The sequence below is a fragment of the Mesobacillus sp. LC4 genome (assembly GCF_053543455.1).
On record NZ_JBGCUB010000001.1, the window covers coordinates 467,568 to 488,452 of the forward strand.

The window sequence follows — 20,885 nt, forward strand, 5'->3', positions numbered from 1 at the left end:
CCAACGCTTGTTGGTGCTGACTAAGGCGCTTCCGCTTTTCTTAATACGGAAATAAAGACAAGGGCCTTTCATACATTGTGTATGGGAGGTTTTTGTATGCTTTGGAAAGTTTTCAGACTGGTCATAGGACTGTTGTGTGGTTACATGTTCATCATGTCACTGACTGCTGTCATTCCATCCGTAGAGTTTCTGGGAGAATTTATTTTACATCCAATTGAGTTCCTTGCCAGTGCAGTAGCTCTTGTTTTCGGAATGTATGCAATCGGGGGGCTGCTCCGAGATGGGGGAGTTGGAATCATACGGACGATTAAAGGTGAAAAGGGGTTAGGATCAGATATTGTTTTAGCCTTCACCTGTTTAGGCTTCTTTTTTTTGCTATTGCCCGTGGGTGTCTGGGAGACAGCAATTTTTTTCGTTTTCTGTTTGCTTTATGGTATGATGTCATGTAGCTCACCAGAGAACGGAAATGAAAGCTAGATAAAGAATGGCGGGAGGAAAAAATGGAGATTGTTGTTTTCATGCTTGGAATGCTGCTGTTTGGCAGCTTCCTTTTACTATATATGTATCGTCAGGCATTTGCTGACAGAGTGCTTGAGCAGGAAATCTCATTGAAGGATTTTCCGGAAAGCTTTGGGTCAGTCAAAATCTTTTTTATCTCAGATGTGCATAAGCGAATTATTCAAGATTCAATCATCGCAGAGGTGAAGGGAAAGGCCGACCTTGTGATCATTGGGGGTGACCTGGCTGAAAAAGGCGTGCCCCTGGAGAGGATATCTGCCAATATTGAAAAATTGAAAAGGATCGCCCCGGTTTTTTTCGTCTGGGGAAACAATGATTATGAATTCAATTCACATGAACTTGACTCTCTTTTGTACCACCTGGGTGTGAAAGTGCTGGACAATACTGCAGTTAAATTTGAATCTAGATCAGGGGATGTCATGCACATCTTGGGTATAGATGATTTAAGCCTTGGTAAAAGCAGGCTGGATCTGGCGTTACGGGATGCGGAGGAAGAAGGTTTCAAAATCCTGGTTAGCCATAACCCTGCCATTGCTCACACCCTAAAGCCAGAATATGATATCCGCCTTGTTTTGAGCGGTCATACTCACGGGGGACAAATCAGGATATTTGGGTTCGGCCCTTATGAACTAGGAGGAATCAAAGAGAAAAATGGCGCTAAGGTTCTGACCAGCAATGGCTATGGAACCACAGGAGTCCCTCTTCGACTCGGAGCCAGGGCTGAGACGCATTTGATTACTTTGGTTTCAGACTCCAAGCAAGCAGATTAAAGTTTTACAGCTGATCCAAAACACGGATATAATCGGTAATACAGGTAATAACGGAGGTTTTAGTATGGGGAATGATCCAGGAAAATACAATATTAAGGCAGTATCCAGGATGCTTAATATCCAGGCAGGAACACTCAGGGCCTGGGAAAGAAGATATCAGATGATTGCCCCAGTTAGAAATGAATCTGGTCACCGATTATATACCGAGGAACATGTAGAAATACTAAGGTGGCTGATTTCAAAAATCAATCAAGGCTTTACAATCAGCCAGGCCGTTTCTTTGCTTGAAAATTCCTCTTTATCAATGGAGAAGGCTGAAGTGCCAAAAAGGGACCAGGCCGATGAAATAGGAGACAAGCTGCTGGCAGCACTTCTGGAGTTCGACAGCACCCAGGCGCATGAATTAATCAATCAAGCCTTCAGTCTATATACAATAGATAAAACTGTTATTGATTTATTGGGTCCTATTTTGATTAAAGTGGGCGATTTATGGGAAGAGGGAAGTATAACGACTGCACATGAGCATTTTGCTTCATCCTTTATACGTTCTCGAATAGAAGGATTATCTAATTCTTTTCCGCATAGCACATTCCTTCCAAAGTCTGTTGCGGTTTGCGGGCCTGGCGAGAAACATGAACTAGGCTTGCTAATCTATACGCTTTATCTAAGGCGAAAAGGCTTTGAGGTTATCTTCCTTGGCACAAGTCTTGCTGAGAATGATCTAGAGGTAGTTGTGGAAAAGATCAAACCCAAATTTCTTTTCTTCTCCTGCACTCTTGAAGAAAATAGAAAGGCAACATTGGAGCTTGCCCAAGAGATGAATAAGACTTTTCCCGATCTTATGATTGGGCTCGGTGGGATCGCGATTGACTCCATGCCTTTAGAGCAGCAAGAAGAATATCGGGAGTACCTGGTAGGAATGACAAGAGCCGAATGGGAAAAATGGTTGAAAAAGCGCATCGATCAATTGAAATAACTCACCAACCTGCGATATTTTCATAAACTACAATAAGAGCTTTGCGATGGCAGGGGGCATGATTATGCGCTTGGAACGATTAACCAACAATAAGATTAAGATATTCCTTACGATAGATGACTTATCCGATCGGGGATTGACCAAAGAAGATATATGGAAGGATTCGTTGAAGTGGCACCAGCTTTTTCATGATATGCTCGAGGAAGCCAGCGAGGAATTCGATTTGGAGATCATTGGTTCAGTTGCAGTTGAGATCTTTTCGCTGCATGCCCAGGGGATGGTCATGATCGTTACTATGATCGAACAAGATGAAGATGAGGAGCAGTTCGATGATGGAATTATAGAAATGCAGGTAACCGTCGATGGAAGCGAAGACATACTGTTTGAATTCAATGATATCGAAGATGTGATCCAGCTGGCAAAAAGACTCTTGGATGCCGGTATTATTGGAGGAAGCCTGCATTCCATGAATGACCATTATTATTTGCTTATGAATGGAATATTGCCTGATGAGGTCAATATGACGGTGTCTTTAATGGCAGAATACGGAGTTCCATCAATATTGAGCATCCATAGACTGCTCGAGTATGGGAACGAGATTATGGAAGAACGTGCAGTCGAAAGCCTAGTCCATTATTTTATAAAATAATGGGTAGGTTTCGGCTTTTTTAATGGGAAAGTGTTTAAACAGTGATTTTCAGACTTAGTCCCTTAAGCGGAATTAACCGATGGCCGAAGGGAATATTACTGCTGTATTTATCTCTCAAGAGGACGATAAAAATAAAGCTTTTTCACCTGGGAATGTCTTATTATTCAGTCAATTTATTATTAAGTCAATAATAATAAGGGCTTGAATGGTAGCGTTTTCATTTAATAATCAAAAAATGCGGAAAACTGTTTTTTTCTTCTTGCATAAAATATCCAAAGGTGTATACTAATCCATGAAAGCAGACAACATCCGCAAAAGTGATTTAGGAGGTTTATCAATGGTAGCCGCAAACGGTAATGAAAATCCAAATAAAGAAGACAAACATGACGTCTTACGATCTACACAAACTGTTATTCACAAGGCTTTGGAAAAACTCGGATACCCAGATGAGGTTTTTGAGCTTTTAAAGGAGCCGCTCAGAATGATGACAGTGAAAATTCCTGTCAGAATGGATGACGGATCTGTTAAAGTCTTTACTGGCTACCGGGCGCAGCACAATGATGCAGTGGGTCCAACAAAGGGAGGAATACGTTTCCATCCAAACGTATCAGAGAAAGAAGTAAAAGCCTTATCAATCTGGATGAGTTTGAAATGCGGCATCGTCGATCTGCCGTACGGCGGCGGTAAAGGCGGGATCGTTTGTGATCCTCGCGACATGTCATTTAGGGAACTGGAACGATTGAGCCGGGGATATGTTCGTGCGATCAGTCAGATCGTAGGACCAACAAAAGACATCCCGGCACCTGATGTTTTCACAAACTCGCAGATTATGGCTTGGATGATGGATGAATACAGCCGTATAGATGAATTTAACTCTCCAGGATTCATTACAGGCAAGCCGCTGGTACTCGGTGGTTCACATGGTCGTGAATCAGCAACAGCAAAAGGGGTTACAATTTGTATCCGCGAAGCTGCAAAGAAAAAGGGAATTGAACTTGAAGGCGCAAGAGTTGTCGTCCAGGGATTCGGTAATGCCGGAAGCTACTTAGCAAAGTTCATGCACGATGCTGGAGCGAAAATAATCGGTATTTCTGATGCATATGGTGGGCTCCATGATCCTGAAGGACTTGATATTGATTACTTACTTGACCGTCGTGACAGTTTTGGTACAGTAACCAAATTATTCAATAATACAATAACAAATAAAGAATTGTTGGAACTTGATTGTGACATTCTCGTTCCGGCTGCGATAGAAAATCAGATTACGGAAGAAAATGCCCACAATATCAGGGCAAGTATCGTTGTTGAGGCTGCAAACGGTCCAACGACGCTGGAAGCAACAGAAATCCTTACAGAACGCGGCATCCTGCTCGTTCCGGATGTACTCGCTTCTGCAGGCGGCGTAACAGTTTCTTACTTTGAATGGGTCCAAAACAACCAGGGTTATTACTGGACAGAAGAAGAAGTGGAAGAAAAGCTTGAAAAGGTTATGGTAAAATCCTTTGACAGCATCTATGATACTGCCCAGACACGCAGGGTAGACATGCGTCTTGCTGCCTATATGGTCGGTGTCCGCAAAATGGCTGAAGCCAGCCGATTCAGAGGATGGATCTAACATTGACAAGGGTTCTTCATTGAATCTGAAGTTAAAATCTCCTATCATTTAATGATGGGAGATTTTTTATATATTTTTTAGACGTAACGATAAGGAGTGTTTTTAATACATGGCGAACGAAGATGTCATTATCATCGGGGGAGGCCCTTGCGGACTTGCTGCGGCAATAGCATTGAAGAAAAAGGGGATGAATCCGCTCATCATCGAGAAAGGGAATATCGTTAACGCGATCTATAATTATCCCACTCACCAGACCTTTTTTAGCAGCAGTGAAAAGCTTGCGATAGGCGATGTACCCTTCATAACTGAAAACCTCAAACCAAAAAGGAATCAGGCTTTGGTTTATTACCGGGAAGTGGTCAAGCGGGAAAAGCTTAGGATCAATAAATATGAAAAGGTAGAAGAAGTTCAGAAGCAGGGAGATGCTGTTTTCAAGGTTTCTACGGATAAACAGGAATACACTGCAAAAAACATCATCATAGCGACTGGTTACTATGATCACCCGAATCTCATGGAAATACCAGGCGAAGAGCTGTCCAAGGTTTCTCACTATTTCAAGGAAGCCCATCCTTACTTCGATATGGACGTCGCAGTCATTGGCGGGAAAAACTCCAGTGTGGATGCAGCGATTGAGTTAGAGAAGGCGGGGGTGCGAGTGACCGTATTGTACCGTGGAGCAGAATATTCGCCCAGCATCAAACCGTGGGTGCTACCGGAGTTCGAAGCACTAGTAAGGGCAGGTTCGGTAAAAATGGTATTCAATGCAGAAGTAAAGGCGATTGAAGAAGATTATGTGATCTACGAGCATGAAGGGGAACAGGTGAACTTAAAGAATGATCATGTTTTTGCGATGACAGGTTATCGGCCTGACCACGCCTTCATTCAAAAGATGGGGGTGAAAATTGAGGCAGAAACAGGGAGGCCCCACTTTGATCCGGAAACAATGGAAACAAATGTCCCAGGGATTTTTATTGCAGGAGTAATCGCTGCCGGGAACAATGCAAATGAAATCTTCATCGAGAACGGCCGGTTCCATGGCGGACAGATTGCAGAAGCCATCTCAAGCAGAGCTTAGAGTGGAAGTTTGAATCAATGGAAGAAGCGGTGCCTGAATGGCACCGCTTTGTTTACGGAGAAGAGTACATTTAGGGAGAAACGTCCCCTTACTGTGCTGTCTTGCATGTTATAAGGATACGATTAGGAGAGAATCATACCCTTATGGAGCGGTATCGCGTGTTAAAAGGGTACGGTTAGGAGAGAATTGTACCCTTATGCAGAGCTTTTTCATGTTATAAGGATACCTTAAGAAGTTAAACCTGCCCTTATGTAGCTTATCCGATGTCTATAGGGAAATATCTCCTTATTGGTCACTGATATAAAGCGAAAGCGATGCCTGTAAACATACAGGCATCGCTTTTTTCATATATTATCCTGATTGCTTTATTAATTAGAACATGAACATCTCATTAATTTCATCTATATTTTCTGTCTTGGCGAGGGCAACTAGTAGTTTGATCCTTGCTTTTTGGCCGTTGAGTCCATTTGAAAAGATGACGCCCAATTCCTTTAGGTGTTTGCCGCCGCCTTCATAGCCATAGACATCCTGAACAATGCCGGCAAAGCTTCTAGACACGATGACGACCGGGATATTGTGCTTAAGGAAATCTTTTACGCCCTCAAGTGCAGCAGGTGGAAGATTGCCTTGTCCAAGTGCTTCGATGACTACTCCATCCACATCAAGTGCCAAGATCGCTTTAAGCAGAGAAGAGTCCATCCCTGCATGTGCTTTAATCAGGGAAACAGTTTTGCTGATATCCGCCACGGGATAGTTTTCGTGTTTCGTAGGAGTGTGGTGGAAAAGAACTCCCCTTTTCGTTACGATGCCAATTGGCCCATATTGCGGGCTCTGAAAGGTTGAAATATTGCTTGTGTGTGTTTTGGTCACATTCACAGCTGTGTGAATTTCGTCATTAAGGACAACCAGGACCCCTTTTCTTTTTGCTTCCGGGCTGGAAGCGACCCTTATGGACGAGATTAAATTATAGAGTCCATCAGAGCCGATTTCATTGCTGGATCTCATGGCGCCAGTAACGACGACCGGGAAGCTTGCCTGGCAAGTGAGATCAAGAAAATAGGCTGTTTCTTCCAGTGTATCTGTTCCGTGGGTTATGACCGCGCCATCGATGGTTCCTTTTTTATCATAATCCTCTAAGATGTATTTTAACTCCATCATCTCTTTTGGTGTAATATGTGGAGATGGCAGATTAAAGGGTTCTTCAACAACAAGTTCAGCAAGACTGGAAAGAAGGTCGGTTCCCTGTGTCAAAGGGTTGTTCGTTCCGGGTTTAACTGCTCCGCTTGTATCCTCGCTCATAGAAATGGTGCCGCCAGTATGAATCAATAAAATATTTTTTTTCAAAACTATTACCTCCGAAAGACCGTTGAGAAAGAAAAATTAATCCATTTTCTTTCTTCTAATTACATGATACGATTAAAAAAACAAATTGAAAAGAGGACAGCATATGCTGGGAATAGTTACTGCCGGTGTAGCACCGGGTCTGGCGCTGTTAAGTTATTTTTACTTAAAGGACCAGTATGAGTCAGAGCCGCTATCTCTGGTGTTTAAAATGTTTATATTCGGTGCATTGCTTGTATTTCCGCTTATGTTCATTCAATATGTACTTTCTGTTGAGGGATTGTTCCAGGGTGACTTTACAAAAGCGTTTGGGACGGTTGGTCTTCTAGAAGAATTCTTTAAATGGTTTATCCTTTATTACACGATTTTTCAACATATTTCCTTTGATGAACATTATGATGGAATTGTCTATGGTGTTTCTGTATCACTTGGTTTTGCTTCAGCTGAAAATATATTTTATCTGCTTGCCAATGGCCTCCAGGATGCAATCGGGAGGGCGCTTTTGCCTGTATCAAGCCATGCGCTGTTTGGGGTCATAATGGGTTACTATATAGGTAAGGCAAAGTTTTCGCCCGGTGTCCAAAAGAAGTGGATCCTGTTGTCACTTTCAGTCCCAGTCCTATTGCATGGTGTCTATGATTTCATCCTTATGACCAGGGAGGATTGGATGGTTCTGATGGTTCCATTCATGATTTTCCTTTGGTGGCTTGGGTTGAGAAAAGTGAAAAAAGCGCGCGTCCTGACTCTTCAGCAGGTTGAAAAGCAATATACAATCTGAAAAACTCTTCATTTCTAAAAAATGAAGGGTTTTTTTGTTTTGTGGAATAAAAGTCAACTCTTAACAAAAAATAGGAGTAATCTTTTAAGTTCACATCTTTGGGGGTTGCATTCAATGAGAAATTATCGGTCTATCTTGAAGGTGATGGCCGCGATGGCTTTGATCTTGTCTTTTGTACAATTCAGCGAAGTCGATCAGAGGGCGGAGGCCTTTACGAGTCAAGTGCTCCAGAAGGGTGCGGTAGGAGACGATGTTATCGAACTCCAATCACGTCTCAAGCATATTGGTTTTTACAGTGGAAAAATCGACGGGGTGTTCGGCTGGGGAACCTATTGGGCTCTTCGAAACTTCCAATATGAATTTGGTTTGGAGATCGATGGAGTGGCAGGGTGGCAGACGAAACTCAAGCTTGCAAAAGCGACGCCAAATGCGAAAATCGCCTGGGGCGGCGAAACACAGGGTGGCGGCACAACGGGCGGTGGTACGCAGACACAACCGGCTTCTAAACCACCAGCTGCGACAAATACTCCAAATGGGTTTTCTCAAAATGATATCCAGCTCATGGCTAATGCGGTCTATGGAGAGGCCAGGGGTGAGCCTTATACCGGACAGGTTGCGGTCGCGGCAGTCATTTTAAACAGAGTGGACAGTGCTACATTCCCGAATACAGTATCGGGCGTCATTTTCGAACCGAGAGCGTTCACAGCAGTTGCTGATGGCCAAATCTGGCTAACGCCGAACGAGACGGCTAAAAAGGCTGTCCTAGATGCGATCAATGGCTGGGACCCAACCGGAAATGCTATGTACTATTTTAATCCCGATACAGCCACCAGTGCCTGGATTTGGTCACGACCACAAATCAAAAAGATCGGGAAACATATTTTTTGTAAATAGGGGTGAGTTGAATTGCTAAGAGGAATAGCCATTACAGTCCTCGTCATTGGTATTGCTGGAACTGCCTATTGGGGGTATCAGGAGCACAGAGAAAAAACAGCCGTATTGATTAATGCAGAAAACAATTATCAACGGGCTTTTCATGATCTGTCATATCAAATGGACTTACTGAACGATAAAATCGGTACAACGCTTGCGATGAATTCAAGGAGCTCTTTATCGCCTCAGTTGGCGGAGGTCTGGAAAATCACTTCACAAGCTCATAGTGATGTCGGCCAGCTTCCATTGACACTATTACCCTTCAATAAAACGGAAGAGTTTTTGGCGAATGTAGGGAATTTCAGTTATAAAGCAGCGATACGTGATCTGGATAAAGAACCATTGACAGAAAAAGAATATTCCACACTTAAAGTCCTATATGAGCAATCAGGCGAAATCCAACAGGATTTAAGGAAAGTCCAGCATATGGTACTCGAAAATAATCTCCGCTGGATGGATGTAGAGCTGGCCCTGGCGACAGAAAAGGGTCAAGCTGACAACACCATCATTGACGGTTTCAAAACTGTCGAAAAGACAGTGGAAAGCTATTCTGAAACTGATTTCGGACCAGCGCAGATCAACCTGCAGAAAAAGGATGAAAACTTTAAAAAGCTGCCTGGCGAAAAAATAACAAAGGAAAAAGCGATTCAGATTACCAGAAAATATACTCCGCTCAGGAATGGCGGGAAGGTGAAGGTAACCGAAAACGGCAAAGGTTCTGATTATGGATTTTTTAGTGTTTCAATCCAAAATCCCCAAACCAAGCTAGAAGCAAATATGGATATAACCAAAAAAGGAGGCTATCCAATTTGGTTCTTGCTTGATAGGGATGTGAAGAATCAAAAACTTAGTCTCAATGACGCTTCTAATAAGGCAATCGCCTTCTTAAAGGAACATAACTTTGAAAACCTGGATCTCTTTGAAAGTGCACAGTATGATAACATCGGTGTATTTACTTTTGTTGGTACACAGGACGATGTAAGGATATATCCTGATGCGATCAATATGAAAGTTGCGCTGGACAATGGAGATGTAATCGGCTTCTCTGCGGAAAATTATTTGAAATCCCATAAAGCTAGGGAAATTCCACAGGCAGCAATTGAATTGGCGGATGCCAAAAAGAAAGTCAACCCAAATCTTAAAGTAATGGATGAGAAGAAGGCCATCATCATGAACGACCTTAATGAGGAGGTGTTATGCTACGAATTCACCGGAGTTCTTGGCAATGACACATTCAGGATTTATATCAATGCAGAAGACGGAACGGAAGAAAAAGTAGAAAAGCTCCATAACGCTGAACCAGTATATGAGGATGTAGTCTAAGGGAAAGCCGAGCGCTTTCCCTTTTTTATTTTGATGATTGTAAAAATAATCCATTAAAGGACTATTGCACCAGATTGGTCCTGCATGTCATAATAAATAGTAGATAATAGAGAGAAAATCAGAAAAATTTTAAAACAGCATAGACAGAATTGGGGAAGTGGATCAGCTATGATAAAAATCGGTGATAACATCATCCTTGAGCATAAGTATTCCGACAGCTTTGAACAATACAAGTGTAAACTTGTTGAGCAAAAAGGCGATGATTTGTATATTGACTATCCTGTAAACATGAATACCAACCGAACGGTGTTCCTGCTTGAGGGTACACCGTTGAAGGCTAATTTTGTTACAGATTCAGGTTCTCATTATTTTTTTGATACCGAAGTAAAAGGCAGGATCAAGCTTAATATACCAATGGTGATTCTCTCGTATCCTGGCAAGGATCGACTCATTAAGATCCAGCGCAGGCAATTTGTGCGGGTAGAAACCTCTGTGGATGTTGCTGTATACTCTGCCAAAGGGGAATTCACCCCATTTACAACTGTTACCGATGATATCAGTGCTGGAGGAACTGCATTGCTGATTGATAAAAAAAGCAGTTTGAAGCAGGGGATGGAGATTGAGTGCTGGTTTGCCCTCCCGATGCAAAATGGAGAATTTGAATACAAAAAGTTTCATGGCAAGGTTGTCCGAATCATCGATGGAACTGGCCACATGAACAAAGCTTCTGTTCAATTTTTTGATTCCTCGGGCACCGACAGACAGATGCTTCTAAGGTTCTGCTTCGAAAGGCAGCTTGAAATGAAGAAAAAAGGACTTCCTGTTTAAGAGGAATAAATAACCGGTAATGCTCCAATAATAGAATAAAAGTTTATTTTACAGGAGCATTAGATATGAAAACATTTGAAAGAATCTTAATCAAGATTGCCATTATTCAGTTTGTTTTTTTAGTGATCGCCCAAGTATTTTTTCATGAAATCAATGCTTTCCCCGAACTTAATCAAATTACTCAGTACGAGGGTGTAACGGATAATAACCATTCTGAAGTCTTGAAATCAATAAGAAGCAAAGAGTAAGCAGGCATTAGGCCTGCTTACTTTTTATATTGGCGGGATAACAAAGCTTTGAGAGTTTTGAAAAAGGGAGATTTTATTGATGGCTGGCGTGAGGCAAAGTTTTAAAAAGTGCCTCAAAAAAAGTGTTGATTAGCGAGGATTAAAAGATTTTTGTGTTAAAATATAAGAGTATATCAAGTAACAACTAGAAGGGTACCAGGAGGAAATATGAGTAGACGAATTTCAATTGCCATAGACGGTCCTGCAGCTGCAGGAAAAAGTACGGTTGCCAAAATTGTAGCCGAAAAACTAACATACATTTACATCGATACGGGTGCGATGTATAGAGCGCTTACATACAAGGCTTTAAACAAAGGAGCCAGCCTGGATAACGAATCAGCTCTGATTGAAATCTTAAATGATACTTCAATCGAACTGATGCCTGGAGAAGCAGGCCAAAAGGTTCTGCTCGATGGGATCGAGGTCACCAATGAGATAAGAAGTGCGGAAGTTACAAATCAAGTATCATATGTAGCGGTACATGAACTTGTCAGAAAAGAGATGGTCAATCGCCAGCAGCAGTTTGCAGTTGATGGCGGTGTCGTGATGGACGGAAGGGATATCGGCACACATGTATTGCCGAACGCCGAGGTAAAGGTCTTTTTGCTTGCTAGTGTAGAGGAAAGGGCACAGCGCCGACATGCGGAGAATATCCAAAAAGGTTTCCCATCTGATCTGGAAAAGCTGAAAGAAGAAATTGCGACACGTGACAAAATTGATTCTGAGCGGGAAGTAGCTCCTTTGAAAAAAGCGGATGATGCCGTTGAAATCGATACAACCTCTTTATCGATCCAGGACGTAGTAATGAAAATAATGGATTTAGCACTTGAAAGGATCGGATGAAATTGACGTTTTATTCGTTTGCAAGGTCATTGGTTAATTCTGTTTTAGGTCCAATTTATCGGATTGAGGTGATTGGCAAAGAAAATATGCCTGTCGATGGCGGTGTGTTGCTATGTGCCAATCATATAGACAATCTTGATCCCCCTGTAGTTGGGATTACTGCCCCACGTCCCGTCCATTTCATGGCGAAGGAAGAACTTTTCTCTGTACCGTTACTTGGGAAAATTGTTCCTCACCTGAATGCTTTCCCTGTTAAGAGGGGAATGAGCGACAGGGAGGCTTTAAGGAAAGGTCTCGGAATTTTAAAGGATGGAAAGGTTTTAGGTTTGTTTCCAGAGGGAACAAGAAGCAAGACAGGTGAAATGGGCAAAGGACTTGCAGGGGCGGGCTTTTTTGCTCTTCGCTCTGATGCTCATGTCGTTCCATGCGCGATCATCGGTCCATACAAAGCATTCAAGAAATTGAAGGTGGTATATGGGAAGCCAATTGATATGGAATCTATTAAAGAAAAAAAGTTAAATGCAGAACAGGCGACAGACCTGATCATGGGTGAAATACAGGCACTGATTAACAAATACAAGTAATGTTTCTTGCTTGACAAAAATGTCTGTTTGTAAGAAGTTATTAAGAAGAGATATTTTTAGAATTTTCACTTAGTGGCTAATTATTGTGTTCTTTAGTGGCTTTTTGCCACAAAGCATATATTTTGCAGCAGTCATGGATTAAGGAGGAGTACATATGTCAGAAGATATGAACCAAGTTGAGGTAAAAAACTTTGAGGCTGGAGACCGAGTTAAAGGCCAAGTAACCAAAGTGGAAGAAAAGCAGGTATTAGTAGATATCGAAGGAAGCAAGCTTGACGGCATCATTCCAATCAGTGAACTATCAAGCCTTCATGTTGAAAAAGCAGAAGATGCAGTTTCTGTCGGCGATGAGCTGGATTTGGAAGTGCAAAAGGTTGAAGAAGAAGCATTGATTCTTTCGAAGAGAAAAGTAGATGCTGAAAAAGCCTGGGAAGAACTAAAAGGTAAGTTTGAAAGTGGAGAAGTATTTGAGGCAGAAGTGAAAGATGTGGTAAAGGGCGGCCTGGTAGTGGATCTTGGTGTCCGCGGTTTCGTACCAGCATCTCTTGTAGAATCTTATTTTGTTGAAGATTTCTCCGATTATAAAGGGAAAACGCTGAGCTTCAAAATTGTAGAGCTTGATCAAGAGAAGAACCGCTTGATTCTTTCTCACCGTGCAGTGGTGGAAGAAGAGCAAGGAAAGAAAAAGCAGGACTTGCTTGCAGCTATCCAATCTGGACAGGTTATCGAGGGTACTGTACAAAGAATCACAGATTTTGGGGCGTTCGTTGATATCGGCGGAGTGGATGGACTTGTCCATATTTCGCAGCTTTCCCACGAGCATGTAGAAAAGCCATCCGATGTTGTCGAAGAAGGACAGCAGGTTCAAGTTAAAGTATTGAGCGTAGACCGTGATAATGAACGTATATCACTTTCTATCAAAGAAACTCTGCCTGGACCATGGTCGGATATTGATGAGAAAGCTCCGAAGGGGAGCACTTTGGAAGGCACTGTGAAGCGTTTGGTTTCATACGGTGCATTTGTTGAAGTATTCCCTGGTGTTGAAGGTCTTGTCCATATTTCGCAAATTTCTCATAAGCATATCGGCACGCCGCATGAAGTCCTTCAAGAAGGGCAAACTGTAAAAGTGAAGGTGCTTGACGTAAATAAGGAAGATCAAAGACTGTCACTCAGCATGAAGGAGTTCGAGGAAAGAGAAAGCAATGAGGCTTTCGATTATGAACTTCCTGAGGAAACGAAGGGCTTCAGCCTGGGTGATATGATCGGAGACAAGCTAAAGAATCTTAAACAGTAATGGTGATATAACGTGTCAAGATCAAAACGTAAATGGGACCATATACAATATGCCCTTGAAACAGGCCAAAAACGCCTAACCGGTTTTGACGATATTAAGTTTGTAAACCAAAGCTTGCCTGGATCAAAGCTTGATTCAGTAAAATTGGAGACTGAAATTGGCGAACTTTCTTTAAGTTCGCCAATTTTTATAAATGCCATGACAGGCGGCGGCGGAGAGAGAACTTTTCGAATTAACCGGGAATTGGCTATAGCAGCCAGGGAGACTGGGTCAGCGATTGCTGTTGGCTCGCAAATGGCTGCATTGAAAAATCCTGACGAGCGGAGAAGTTATGAAGTTGTAAGGGAAATGCACCCTGACGGCATTATCCTTGCCAATTTGGGCAGTGAAGCAACAGTGGGGCAGGCGCGTGCGGCAATTGATATGATCCAGGCAGATGCTCTGCAAATTCACCTGAATGTAGTTCAGGAGTTGACCATGCCTGAAGGAGACAGGGATTTTGAAGGTGCGTTAGCCAGAATCATGGAAATCCAACAAAGTGTTGATATCCCAGTAGTTGTAAAAGAAGTCGGGTTTGGCATCGGAGCAGAGACCGCTGCTTTGCTTTGTGCATCTGGAGTAGGCTATGTTGATGTTGGCGGATTTGGCGGAACCAATTTTGCGAAAATAGAAAATAAGCGGCGGAATCGGTTATTGACGTTTTTTGAGGATTGGGGAATTCCGACTGCTGCCTCAATTATTGAGACAAAGTCTGCCACTAAAAAACTTTCAGTTATAGCTTCAGGCGGAATACAGACGAGCCTGGATATTGTAAAGGCTCTTGCTGTTGGTGCTGACGCTGCTGCAATGGCAGGGTACTTGCTTAAGACTTTGATGGAGAATGGAACAGAAGAGCTAATCAAGGAAATCAATCAAGTTAAAGATGAAATGGCAATCATCATGACTGCACTAGGTATACATACAATCTGTGAGCTGAAAAGCGTACCTTTGGTCATAACAGGAGAAACTCACCACTGGCTTGAACAAAGAGGGATTGATACGAGTACATTTGCTAGAAGGCAAAAAAATTGATCTGAATAATCTGGTTTAGCCCCCTGCAGACATTGCAGGGGGCTATTTTCGCTCATTGAAATCATCTGAACGATTTCAATCCAGCCCTACATTGTAATGCACTTTTACAAATCTACATAGTCGTGCGCTCAACTATACTTGCCGTCATTTAACGAACGTGCTTCTTCAGGGCTTTGCAGTTTTGTGGCACCTGGATAGTGCAAAGCCTGGTCTCGGTCAGACTCCACTCGTCCGCTCTTTTTTAGTTTCTTTTCCTGTCTGTCTTTGCCCATAATTCACACCTCCTGAATTTTTTACAGTCGATACAGGAAATAGTCAAGCTGATCGGGCTATTTCCTGTCATAGTTTTCCCTATCTTTTCTGTTTTACAGCTGTAATAAAGTTACTCCTTTATTTTATCTGGTATAGCTAAAAAACTTTAGGTAAAAAAAGATTAAATTACATAACGATTTACCATAATGGAAATGATAGGAGGGGTTGAATGGAAGGGTTGTACTTTTATTGGCTGGCTTGGATTGCTTGGGTTTGGACTACTTTCTTCATGAATAAGAAAAATCCGGTGAGACTGAAATGGTCTGTTCTTTTGCTGTCTGTTATTCTTGTTGCGCCATACACAATTGATTTCGTGAACATCGAAATTCATCTATCCGCTTTGGCAATTGGCCTGTATATTTTTTTCGAAACAAGGCGAAAAAAGACTGGCTCATTACTGTATTTATTTTTATCTTCGTTCATTATCATGCTTGCCTACACAAGTTTTTTGCTTTTCGAATTATTCGATCCAGTATGGGTGTTGTTCGATCGGAACATCATGCTTGGGGCAGCAGGTTTTTATCTGTCAGTCCTATTACATAAAGAAAGGAAAGACCGTATATTAGCATTGGTTTCAGGCTTTTTGCAGGGAGATATCTTATTTTCGGTGATTCTGTGGAAATTCAATTTTCCATACCCTGCTGCTTCCATGGGTTTTATGGACATCCTGTTCATCTCTCTCGGCCTTCTCCTCGCCTGGTCAGCAATTGAATCAATGATTTCGCTCATGTCTGGCAGTACAATAAATCAAGTAGAAGGGGAGGAACAAAAGACTTCATGAATGAATATACGTTACCAATTGTATTCGGAATTGCTATAGGGACATTATCGAGACTTTTAATGCTGAGGACCGATTATCGGCAGTATCCAACATATTTACATGGGAAAATCATTCATGTAGCTCTTGGATTCATCGCAGCGGGTCTTGGTACTGTTGCAGGACCTGCAATCATGGAGGAAGAGTTTACGGCGATTACCTTCTTGACACTTGCCGCGTCACAATTCAGGGAAGTCAGGAATATGGAGAGAAATACTCTGACCGAACTCGATAGCTATGAACTGGTATCACGTGGGAAGACATATATCGAGGGGATTGCGATTGCTTTCGAGAGCCGCAATTACCTGGTGATTTTCACATCCCTTGTCAGCACGCTTGCCTACCTGATTTTCAATGTCTGGGCTGGAATCATTGCGGCAATCATCGCGGTGATCATTTCACATAAGCTGATGTCTGGCGGAAAGCTGAAGGACATCGTTGAGATTGAATATATGGAACCAAGGTTTGATGGTGCAGGGCTGTATGTCGATAATATTTATATAATGAACATTGGCCTCCCTGAGAGGCAGAAAGAAGTACTTCGTTATGGTATGGGATTTATTTTAAAACCCAAAAACATGAATGCGCGGTCTACAATAGCTAATCTTGGACAGAGGCAGGCTGTGCTGCATGATTTGTCAGTCGCGCTTGGCGTTTATCGTGATTCAGGTACACCCGCTCTCGTTCCGCTGGCGAAACGGGATCTTGACGATGGCAGAGTAGGAGTTTTTGTGTTGCCCCAGGAACGGGATATCGATCGTGCAATAACGGTGATAGGTGATGTGCCGACACTGGAGAATGCTATCAGGATGCCTTCCGAAAAAAAGAGCAATGAAGGGAGTGGGGCTCAATGATGCTGGAGAAATTCGTCCTTGCCGCCATCACGACAAACCCTAAAAAGGTACCAGCTGGAACAGCCGTATTCCACTGCGATTCAAAGGAAGAAATGGAGAAAGTTGCTGCGAACCTTGAAGCAATCCTGGATGGAATCGCTCATGCGCTGACAGAGGAACTTTATATTATTGTAAAACACTGACAAGAAATGTTTTCATTGCCTGATTAAGGCATCTTTTGATAAACTGATTAAGCCAGACCCTTCTGTATACCAAGAAGGGTTTATTTTATAAGTGTCATCCTATGGATGATATTAAATTAATGATGAAAACTAAAAATATCGGGTTTGACATTGTTATGGCCCCAGGTCCTGGACCTGCACACTAATAGAATTTTTTGAAAGGGTGATGTTCATGACGAAACCAGTGGTAGCTATCGTTGGACGTCCGAATGTCGGCAAGTCTACGATTTTTAACCGAATCGTTGGTGAACGTATTTCGATCGTTGAAGATATTCCTGGAGTAACGAGGGATCGTATATACAGTTCAGCTGAATGGCTGACGCATGATTTTAATATTATTGACACTGGTGGTATTGATTTGGGGGACGAGCCGTTTCTGGACCAAATCCGCCAGCAGGCTGAAATTGCCATTGATGAGGCAGATGTAATTATTTTTCTTGTTAACGGCAGAGAGGGTGTAACGGCGGCTGATGAGGAAGTCGCAAAGATTCTTTATCGCTCTAACAAGCCCGTAGTCCTTGCGGTTAATAAGATTGACAATCCAGAAATGAGAGACATGATTTACGACTTTTATGCTCTTGGATTTGGAGAGCCATTCCCGATCTCTGGTTCTCACGGATTGGGTCTGGGTGATCTGCTGGATGAGGCAGCTAAGCATTTTCCAAAGGAGAAGGAAGACGAATATGATAAAGATGCGATTAAGTTTTCCTTGATCGGCCGCCCGAATGTTGGGAAGTCTTCATTAGTGAATGCAATTCTTGGGGAAGACCGCGTCATTGTAAGCGATATAGCGGGAACGACGAGAGACGCGATTGATTCGCAAGTAACTTACGATGGTCAAAAATATGTGATCATTGATACCGCGGGTATGCGCAAAAAAGGAAAAGTATATGAAACGACCGAAAAATACAGTGTTTTAAGAGCCTTAAGGGCAATCGAGCGTTCAGATGTCGTCCTTGTTGTCATAAATGCCGAAGAAGGTATCATCGAGCAGGATAAGCATATTGCCGGGTATGCCGAGGAAGCTGGCCGTGCAGTCATCATCGTTGTCAACAAGTGGGATGCCATCGAAAAAGACGAAAAGACAATGAAGGAATATGAAGAAAAAATCCGTGCTCACTTCCAATTCCTGAGTTATGCTCCTATTGTTTTCTTATCGGCCAAAACAAAGAAAAGAATTCACACATTGATGCCGATGATTGATATGGCAAGTGAAAACCATGCGATGAGGGTGCAGACCAATATCCTCAATGAGGTCGTCATGGATGCAGTTGCGATGAATCCAACTCCTACAGACAAAGGGAAAAGGCTGAAGATTTATTATGCGACCCAGGTGTCGGTAAAGCCGCCTACATTTGTTGTCTTTGTCAATGAACCAGAATTAATGCATTTTTCTTATGAGCGATTCCTTGAAAACAGGATCAGGGATGCCTTTGATTTCACAGGCACACCAATCAAGATATTTGCTAGACAAAGAAAATAAGGTAAAGGTTGTGGTTTAAATGGAAAGGAAGAGCGAGAAAGTAACGGTTCTTGGGGCCGGGAGCTGGGGAACAGCCTTGGCTATGGTCCTTGCCGATAATGGGCATGAAGTTCATCTTTGGGGACACAATCCAGTGCAAATTGATGAAATCAATCTCCACCATACCAACAAGAAATATCTTCCTGAAATTACTTTGCCTGCAACCATCAATGGGCATTCTTCGCTACAGGAGTCATTGGTTGGCATCAAAACAGTGATTTTGGCGGTACCTACAAAAGCAATCCGTGAAGTAATCAGGAAGATGATTGAGGTTGCTTCTGGACCTCTGGTCATTGTCCACGTCAGCAAAGGGATTGAACCTGACTCCTTGCTGCGTATTTCTGAAATGATAGAAGAGGAAATGCCTGAGGACTTGTTAGAAAGTGTTGTAGTTTTATCCGGGCCAAGCCATGCCGAGGAGGTAAGCCTGCGCCACCCTACAACGGTTACTGTATCTTCGAAAAACATGGGAGCAGCTGAAAAAATCCAGGACCTGTTCATCAATAATAACTTTAGAGTTTACACGAATCCAGATTTGATTGGTGTGGAAATTGGCGGGGCACTTAAGAATATCATTGCACTTGCTGCCGGTATTTCAGATGGATTAGGTTATGGTGATAATGCCAAAGCCGCTTTAATTACCAGGGGTCTAGCGGAGATTGCCCGCCTGGGTGTCAAAATGGGGGCAAGTCCATTGACTTTTTCTGGTTTGACAGGAATCGGGGATCTGATTGTTACATGTACAAGTGTCCATTCCAGGAACTGGCGGGCAGGGAACCTGCTTGGTAAAGGCCAGAACCTTGAGGAAGTCCTTGAGAACATGGGAATGGTCGTAGAAGGAGTGCGTACAACGAAGGCTGCTTATCAGCTCGCAGAAAAGTACGGAGTCAATATGCCGATTACAAATGCGCTATACAGCATTCTATTCAATGACGTCAATCCAAAGGACGCTGTTGATGGGCTGATGTCCAGGGAAAAAACTCACGAGATGGAAGATTTGGCTGACATTCTTGGCGGGAAAATCTGACTGTAAAAATTTTTAATGAATAATGTTGCGAATATGGGCATTCGAGGATGCGATTTCTCTCATGCTCGCATAAGATGCAACGAAGCAAACTGGTGGTTTGAACTGGGTGTTAGGGTATTTAGTCATGTAGGCTGAGGTAAAGTTGTCCGCCCCTTCTTTACCTCAGCTTTTTTTGCTTTTATTTAGGTTTTTTTGCACTCACGTTTGCACCTTGTGGTATAATACTTCTCGGAAAAGGGAGGGGTTTACTGTGTCACCCGCATTATTGAAGATGTATATTTCTTTTGTTGGTATGGGCAGTATGATATTGTCTTTGTTTGCCATATACCTAAGCCGCTATAAGTTAAAAGGCTTCTTCAAGATAGCCACAGCAATCATTGCTTACATATTGATGATTATCGCAGGGCTGATCATTTTCTTTGTCGTTTTCAGCGGCCCGACGAGCGAATAAAATACATAGGATTAAGGGTTGGGATCAATGAAAAAAATCCGATTTTATTTGTCAGTCATCATGGTTTTGTTTACATTGACTGGCTGTATGTATCCGGAAGAAAAGCTTGTACAGAATCAGGTACCCTATAAGGACCAATTAGACAGTGTCCAGTCTGCGGTTGATCAGTACAAGGAAGCAAATGGCGGCTTGCTGCCAATCAAGACGAAGCATGCAGAAACACCAATTTATCAAAAGTATCCAATAGATTTTAAGAAAATCGTTCCGAGATTTATCGCTGAGGCCCCTGGCAATGCTTATGAAAATGGCGGCTTGTTTCAATATGTCCTTGTAGATGCGGAAACAAATCCTACAGTGAAGCTCCTCGATTTGAGGATGGCAGAGACAATTCGTGAGATAAAGATGAGGATTAATGCATCTGGATATCCTCCTTTCAAGGAAAGGATTGCAGAAAATCTGTACACTCTCGATTTCAAAAAGATTGGATATAAAAAGGAGCCTGTAGTGGTAAGCCCGTTTACAAACCAGAATCTGCATTTTATCATCTCTGCTGATGGGGAAATATATGTGGATTACCGAAGCGACCTCTACCAGGCTATTCAATCTTCAAAAAAAGAATTTGAAGAGGGTGAGGATATACGTGATATCCTCGTAGATAATTCTATGTTCGTACCAGCCTATTCTTTGCCTTATTCCATTGATAAGGAGACCAATGAACCGGTCTTTTTGGTCAAGGACTAAAGCGAATGCATGCCGGCGACTGAGCTCTAGCGCATTTCTAATAAATTTGTCATA

The 20,885-nt window shown here is 42.5% G+C and carries 24 protein-coding genes; 22 read left to right on the top strand and 2 right to left on the bottom strand.

All coding sequences use genetic code 11. The features are described 5' to 3' along the window. Nucleotides 1-96 precede the first annotated feature (96 nt). The 6 genes from AB5I83_RS02375 (at nucleotide 97) to AB5I83_RS02400 (ending at nucleotide 5,604) form a co-directional block, all read left to right on the top strand. Nucleotides 97-477 carry a hypothetical protein gene (locus AB5I83_RS02375; RefSeq protein WP_448972551.1) on the top strand — a complete coding sequence of 127 codons (381 nt, stop codon included), beginning with the start codon at nucleotides 97-99 and terminating at the stop codon, nucleotides 475-477. A gap of 23 nt (nucleotides 478-500) precedes the next feature. After that, nucleotides 501-1,289: a metallophosphoesterase gene (locus AB5I83_RS02380; RefSeq protein ID WP_448972553.1), complete on the top strand. Its 789-nt coding sequence runs from the start codon at nucleotides 501-503 to the stop codon at nucleotides 1,287-1,289. A gap of 64 nt (nucleotides 1,290-1,353) precedes the next feature. After that, complete coding sequence (locus tag AB5I83_RS02385; protein ID WP_448972555.1) at nucleotides 1,354-2,265, top strand: MerR family transcriptional regulator; 912 nt, start codon at nucleotides 1,354-1,356, stop codon at nucleotides 2,263-2,265. A gap of 64 nt (nucleotides 2,266-2,329) precedes the next feature. Next, complete coding sequence (locus AB5I83_RS02390) at nucleotides 2,330-2,914, top strand: genetic competence negative regulator (protein ID WP_448972557.1); 585 nt, start codon at nucleotides 2,330-2,332, stop codon at nucleotides 2,912-2,914. Between the two features lie 337 nt (nucleotides 2,915-3,251). Beyond that, nucleotides 3,252-4,529 carry a Glu/Leu/Phe/Val family dehydrogenase gene (locus AB5I83_RS02395; protein ID WP_167831393.1) on the top strand — a complete coding sequence of 426 codons (1,278 nt, stop codon included), beginning with the start codon at nucleotides 3,252-3,254 and terminating at the stop codon, nucleotides 4,527-4,529. A gap of 109 nt (nucleotides 4,530-4,638) precedes the next feature. Beyond that, the gene (locus tag AB5I83_RS02400) at nucleotides 4,639-5,604 is read left to right on the top strand and encodes a YpdA family putative bacillithiol disulfide reductase (protein WP_448972559.1); all 966 of its coding nucleotides are present in this window, start codon (nucleotides 4,639-4,641) and stop codon (nucleotides 5,602-5,604) included. 372 nt (nucleotides 5,605-5,976) lie between these two features. Here the strand turns inward: AB5I83_RS02400 and AB5I83_RS02405 are convergent, their stop codons facing one another. Next, nucleotides 5,977-6,948, bottom strand: coding sequence for an asparaginase (locus tag AB5I83_RS02405; protein WP_448972561.1), 972 nt, complete (start codon nucleotides 6,946-6,948; stop codon nucleotides 5,977-5,979). Nucleotides 6,949-7,051: 103 nt separating this feature from the next. Between AB5I83_RS02405 and prsW the strand changes: the two genes are divergently transcribed. The 9 genes from prsW (at nucleotide 7,052) to fni (ending at nucleotide 14,886) form a co-directional block, all read left to right on the top strand. Further along, complete coding sequence (gene prsW, locus AB5I83_RS02410) at nucleotides 7,052-7,723, top strand: glutamic-type intramembrane protease PrsW (RefSeq protein ID WP_448972563.1); 672 nt, start codon at nucleotides 7,052-7,054, stop codon at nucleotides 7,721-7,723. A 144-nt stretch (nucleotides 7,724-7,867) separates the two neighbouring features. Then, nucleotides 7,868-8,617, top strand: coding sequence for a spore cortex-lytic enzyme (gene sleB, locus AB5I83_RS02415; protein WP_448973871.1), 750 nt, complete (start codon nucleotides 7,868-7,870; stop codon nucleotides 8,615-8,617). A 12-nt stretch (nucleotides 8,618-8,629) separates the two neighbouring features. Continuing rightward, complete coding sequence (gene ypeB / locus AB5I83_RS02420; protein ID WP_448972565.1) at nucleotides 8,630-9,979, top strand: germination protein YpeB; 1,350 nt, start codon at nucleotides 8,630-8,632, stop codon at nucleotides 9,977-9,979. 168 nt (nucleotides 9,980-10,147) lie between these two features. Next, nucleotides 10,148-10,807, top strand: coding sequence for a flagellar brake protein (locus AB5I83_RS02425; protein ID WP_448972567.1), 660 nt, complete (start codon nucleotides 10,148-10,150; stop codon nucleotides 10,805-10,807). A gap of 65 nt (nucleotides 10,808-10,872) precedes the next feature. Then, complete coding sequence (locus AB5I83_RS02430; RefSeq protein WP_448972569.1) at nucleotides 10,873-11,055, top strand: YpfB family protein; 183 nt, start codon at nucleotides 10,873-10,875, stop codon at nucleotides 11,053-11,055. 207 nt (nucleotides 11,056-11,262) lie between these two features. Next, nucleotides 11,263-11,937 (top strand): (d)CMP kinase, encoded by a 675-nt coding sequence (cmk, locus tag AB5I83_RS02435; protein WP_448972571.1) that lies wholly within the window; start codon nucleotides 11,263-11,265, stop codon nucleotides 11,935-11,937. A 2-nt stretch (nucleotides 11,938-11,939) separates the two neighbouring features. Then, nucleotides 11,940-12,521, top strand: a complete 582-nt coding sequence (locus tag AB5I83_RS02440; protein ID WP_448973873.1) for a lysophospholipid acyltransferase family protein — start codon at nucleotides 11,940-11,942, stop codon at nucleotides 12,519-12,521. A 154-nt stretch (nucleotides 12,522-12,675) separates the two neighbouring features. After that, the gene (rpsA, locus tag AB5I83_RS02445) at nucleotides 12,676-13,815 is read left to right on the top strand and encodes a 30S ribosomal protein S1 (protein ID WP_167831384.1); all 1,140 of its coding nucleotides are present in this window, start codon (nucleotides 12,676-12,678) and stop codon (nucleotides 13,813-13,815) included. Nucleotides 13,816-13,827: 12 nt separating this feature from the next. After that, nucleotides 13,828-14,886 carry a type 2 isopentenyl-diphosphate Delta-isomerase gene (gene fni, locus AB5I83_RS02450; protein ID WP_448972573.1) on the top strand — a complete coding sequence of 353 codons (1,059 nt, stop codon included), beginning with the start codon at nucleotides 13,828-13,830 and terminating at the stop codon, nucleotides 14,884-14,886. A 128-nt stretch (nucleotides 14,887-15,014) separates the two neighbouring features. Here the strand turns inward: fni and AB5I83_RS02455 are convergent, their stop codons facing one another. After that, entirely contained in the window at nucleotides 15,015-15,158 is a 144-nt protein-coding gene (locus AB5I83_RS02455; RefSeq protein ID WP_167831382.1) for a YpzI family protein, read from the bottom strand. A 209-nt stretch (nucleotides 15,159-15,367) separates the two neighbouring features. On the opposite strand from AB5I83_RS02455, the gene AB5I83_RS02460 reads away from it, so the two are divergent. The 7 genes from AB5I83_RS02460 (at nucleotide 15,368) to AB5I83_RS02490 (ending at nucleotide 20,831) form a co-directional block, all read left to right on the top strand. Further along, complete coding sequence (locus AB5I83_RS02460) at nucleotides 15,368-15,979, top strand: YphA family membrane protein (protein ID WP_226085246.1); 612 nt, start codon at nucleotides 15,368-15,370, stop codon at nucleotides 15,977-15,979. Next, the gene (locus AB5I83_RS02465) at nucleotides 15,976-16,869 is read left to right on the top strand and encodes a YIEGIA family protein (RefSeq protein WP_226085245.1); all 894 of its coding nucleotides are present in this window, start codon (nucleotides 15,976-15,978) and stop codon (nucleotides 16,867-16,869) included. The genes AB5I83_RS02460 and AB5I83_RS02465 overlap by 4 nt, the downstream gene beginning before the upstream one ends. After that, nucleotides 16,866-17,051, top strand: a complete 186-nt coding sequence (locus AB5I83_RS02470; protein ID WP_192470608.1) for a capping complex subunit for YIEGIA — start codon at nucleotides 16,866-16,868, stop codon at nucleotides 17,049-17,051. Before AB5I83_RS02465 ends, AB5I83_RS02470 begins: the two co-directional genes overlap by 4 nt. Nucleotides 17,052-17,262: 211 nt before the next feature. Then, a complete protein-coding gene (gene der, locus AB5I83_RS02475; RefSeq protein ID WP_167831378.1) occupies nucleotides 17,263-18,573 on the top strand; it encodes a ribosome biogenesis GTPase Der in 1,311 nt (436 codons plus the stop codon). A 19-nt stretch (nucleotides 18,574-18,592) separates the two neighbouring features. Next, nucleotides 18,593-19,639, top strand: a complete 1,047-nt coding sequence (locus AB5I83_RS02480) for an NAD(P)H-dependent glycerol-3-phosphate dehydrogenase (protein ID WP_448972577.1) — start codon at nucleotides 18,593-18,595, stop codon at nucleotides 19,637-19,639. A 250-nt stretch (nucleotides 19,640-19,889) separates the two neighbouring features. Further along, a complete protein-coding gene (locus AB5I83_RS02485; RefSeq protein ID WP_167831376.1) occupies nucleotides 19,890-20,090 on the top strand; it encodes a DUF2768 domain-containing protein in 201 nt (66 codons plus the stop codon). A gap of 27 nt (nucleotides 20,091-20,117) precedes the next feature. Continuing rightward, nucleotides 20,118-20,831 (top strand): hypothetical protein, encoded by a 714-nt coding sequence (locus AB5I83_RS02490; protein WP_448972579.1) that lies wholly within the window; start codon nucleotides 20,118-20,120, stop codon nucleotides 20,829-20,831. Nucleotides 20,832-20,885 lie beyond the last annotated feature (54 nt).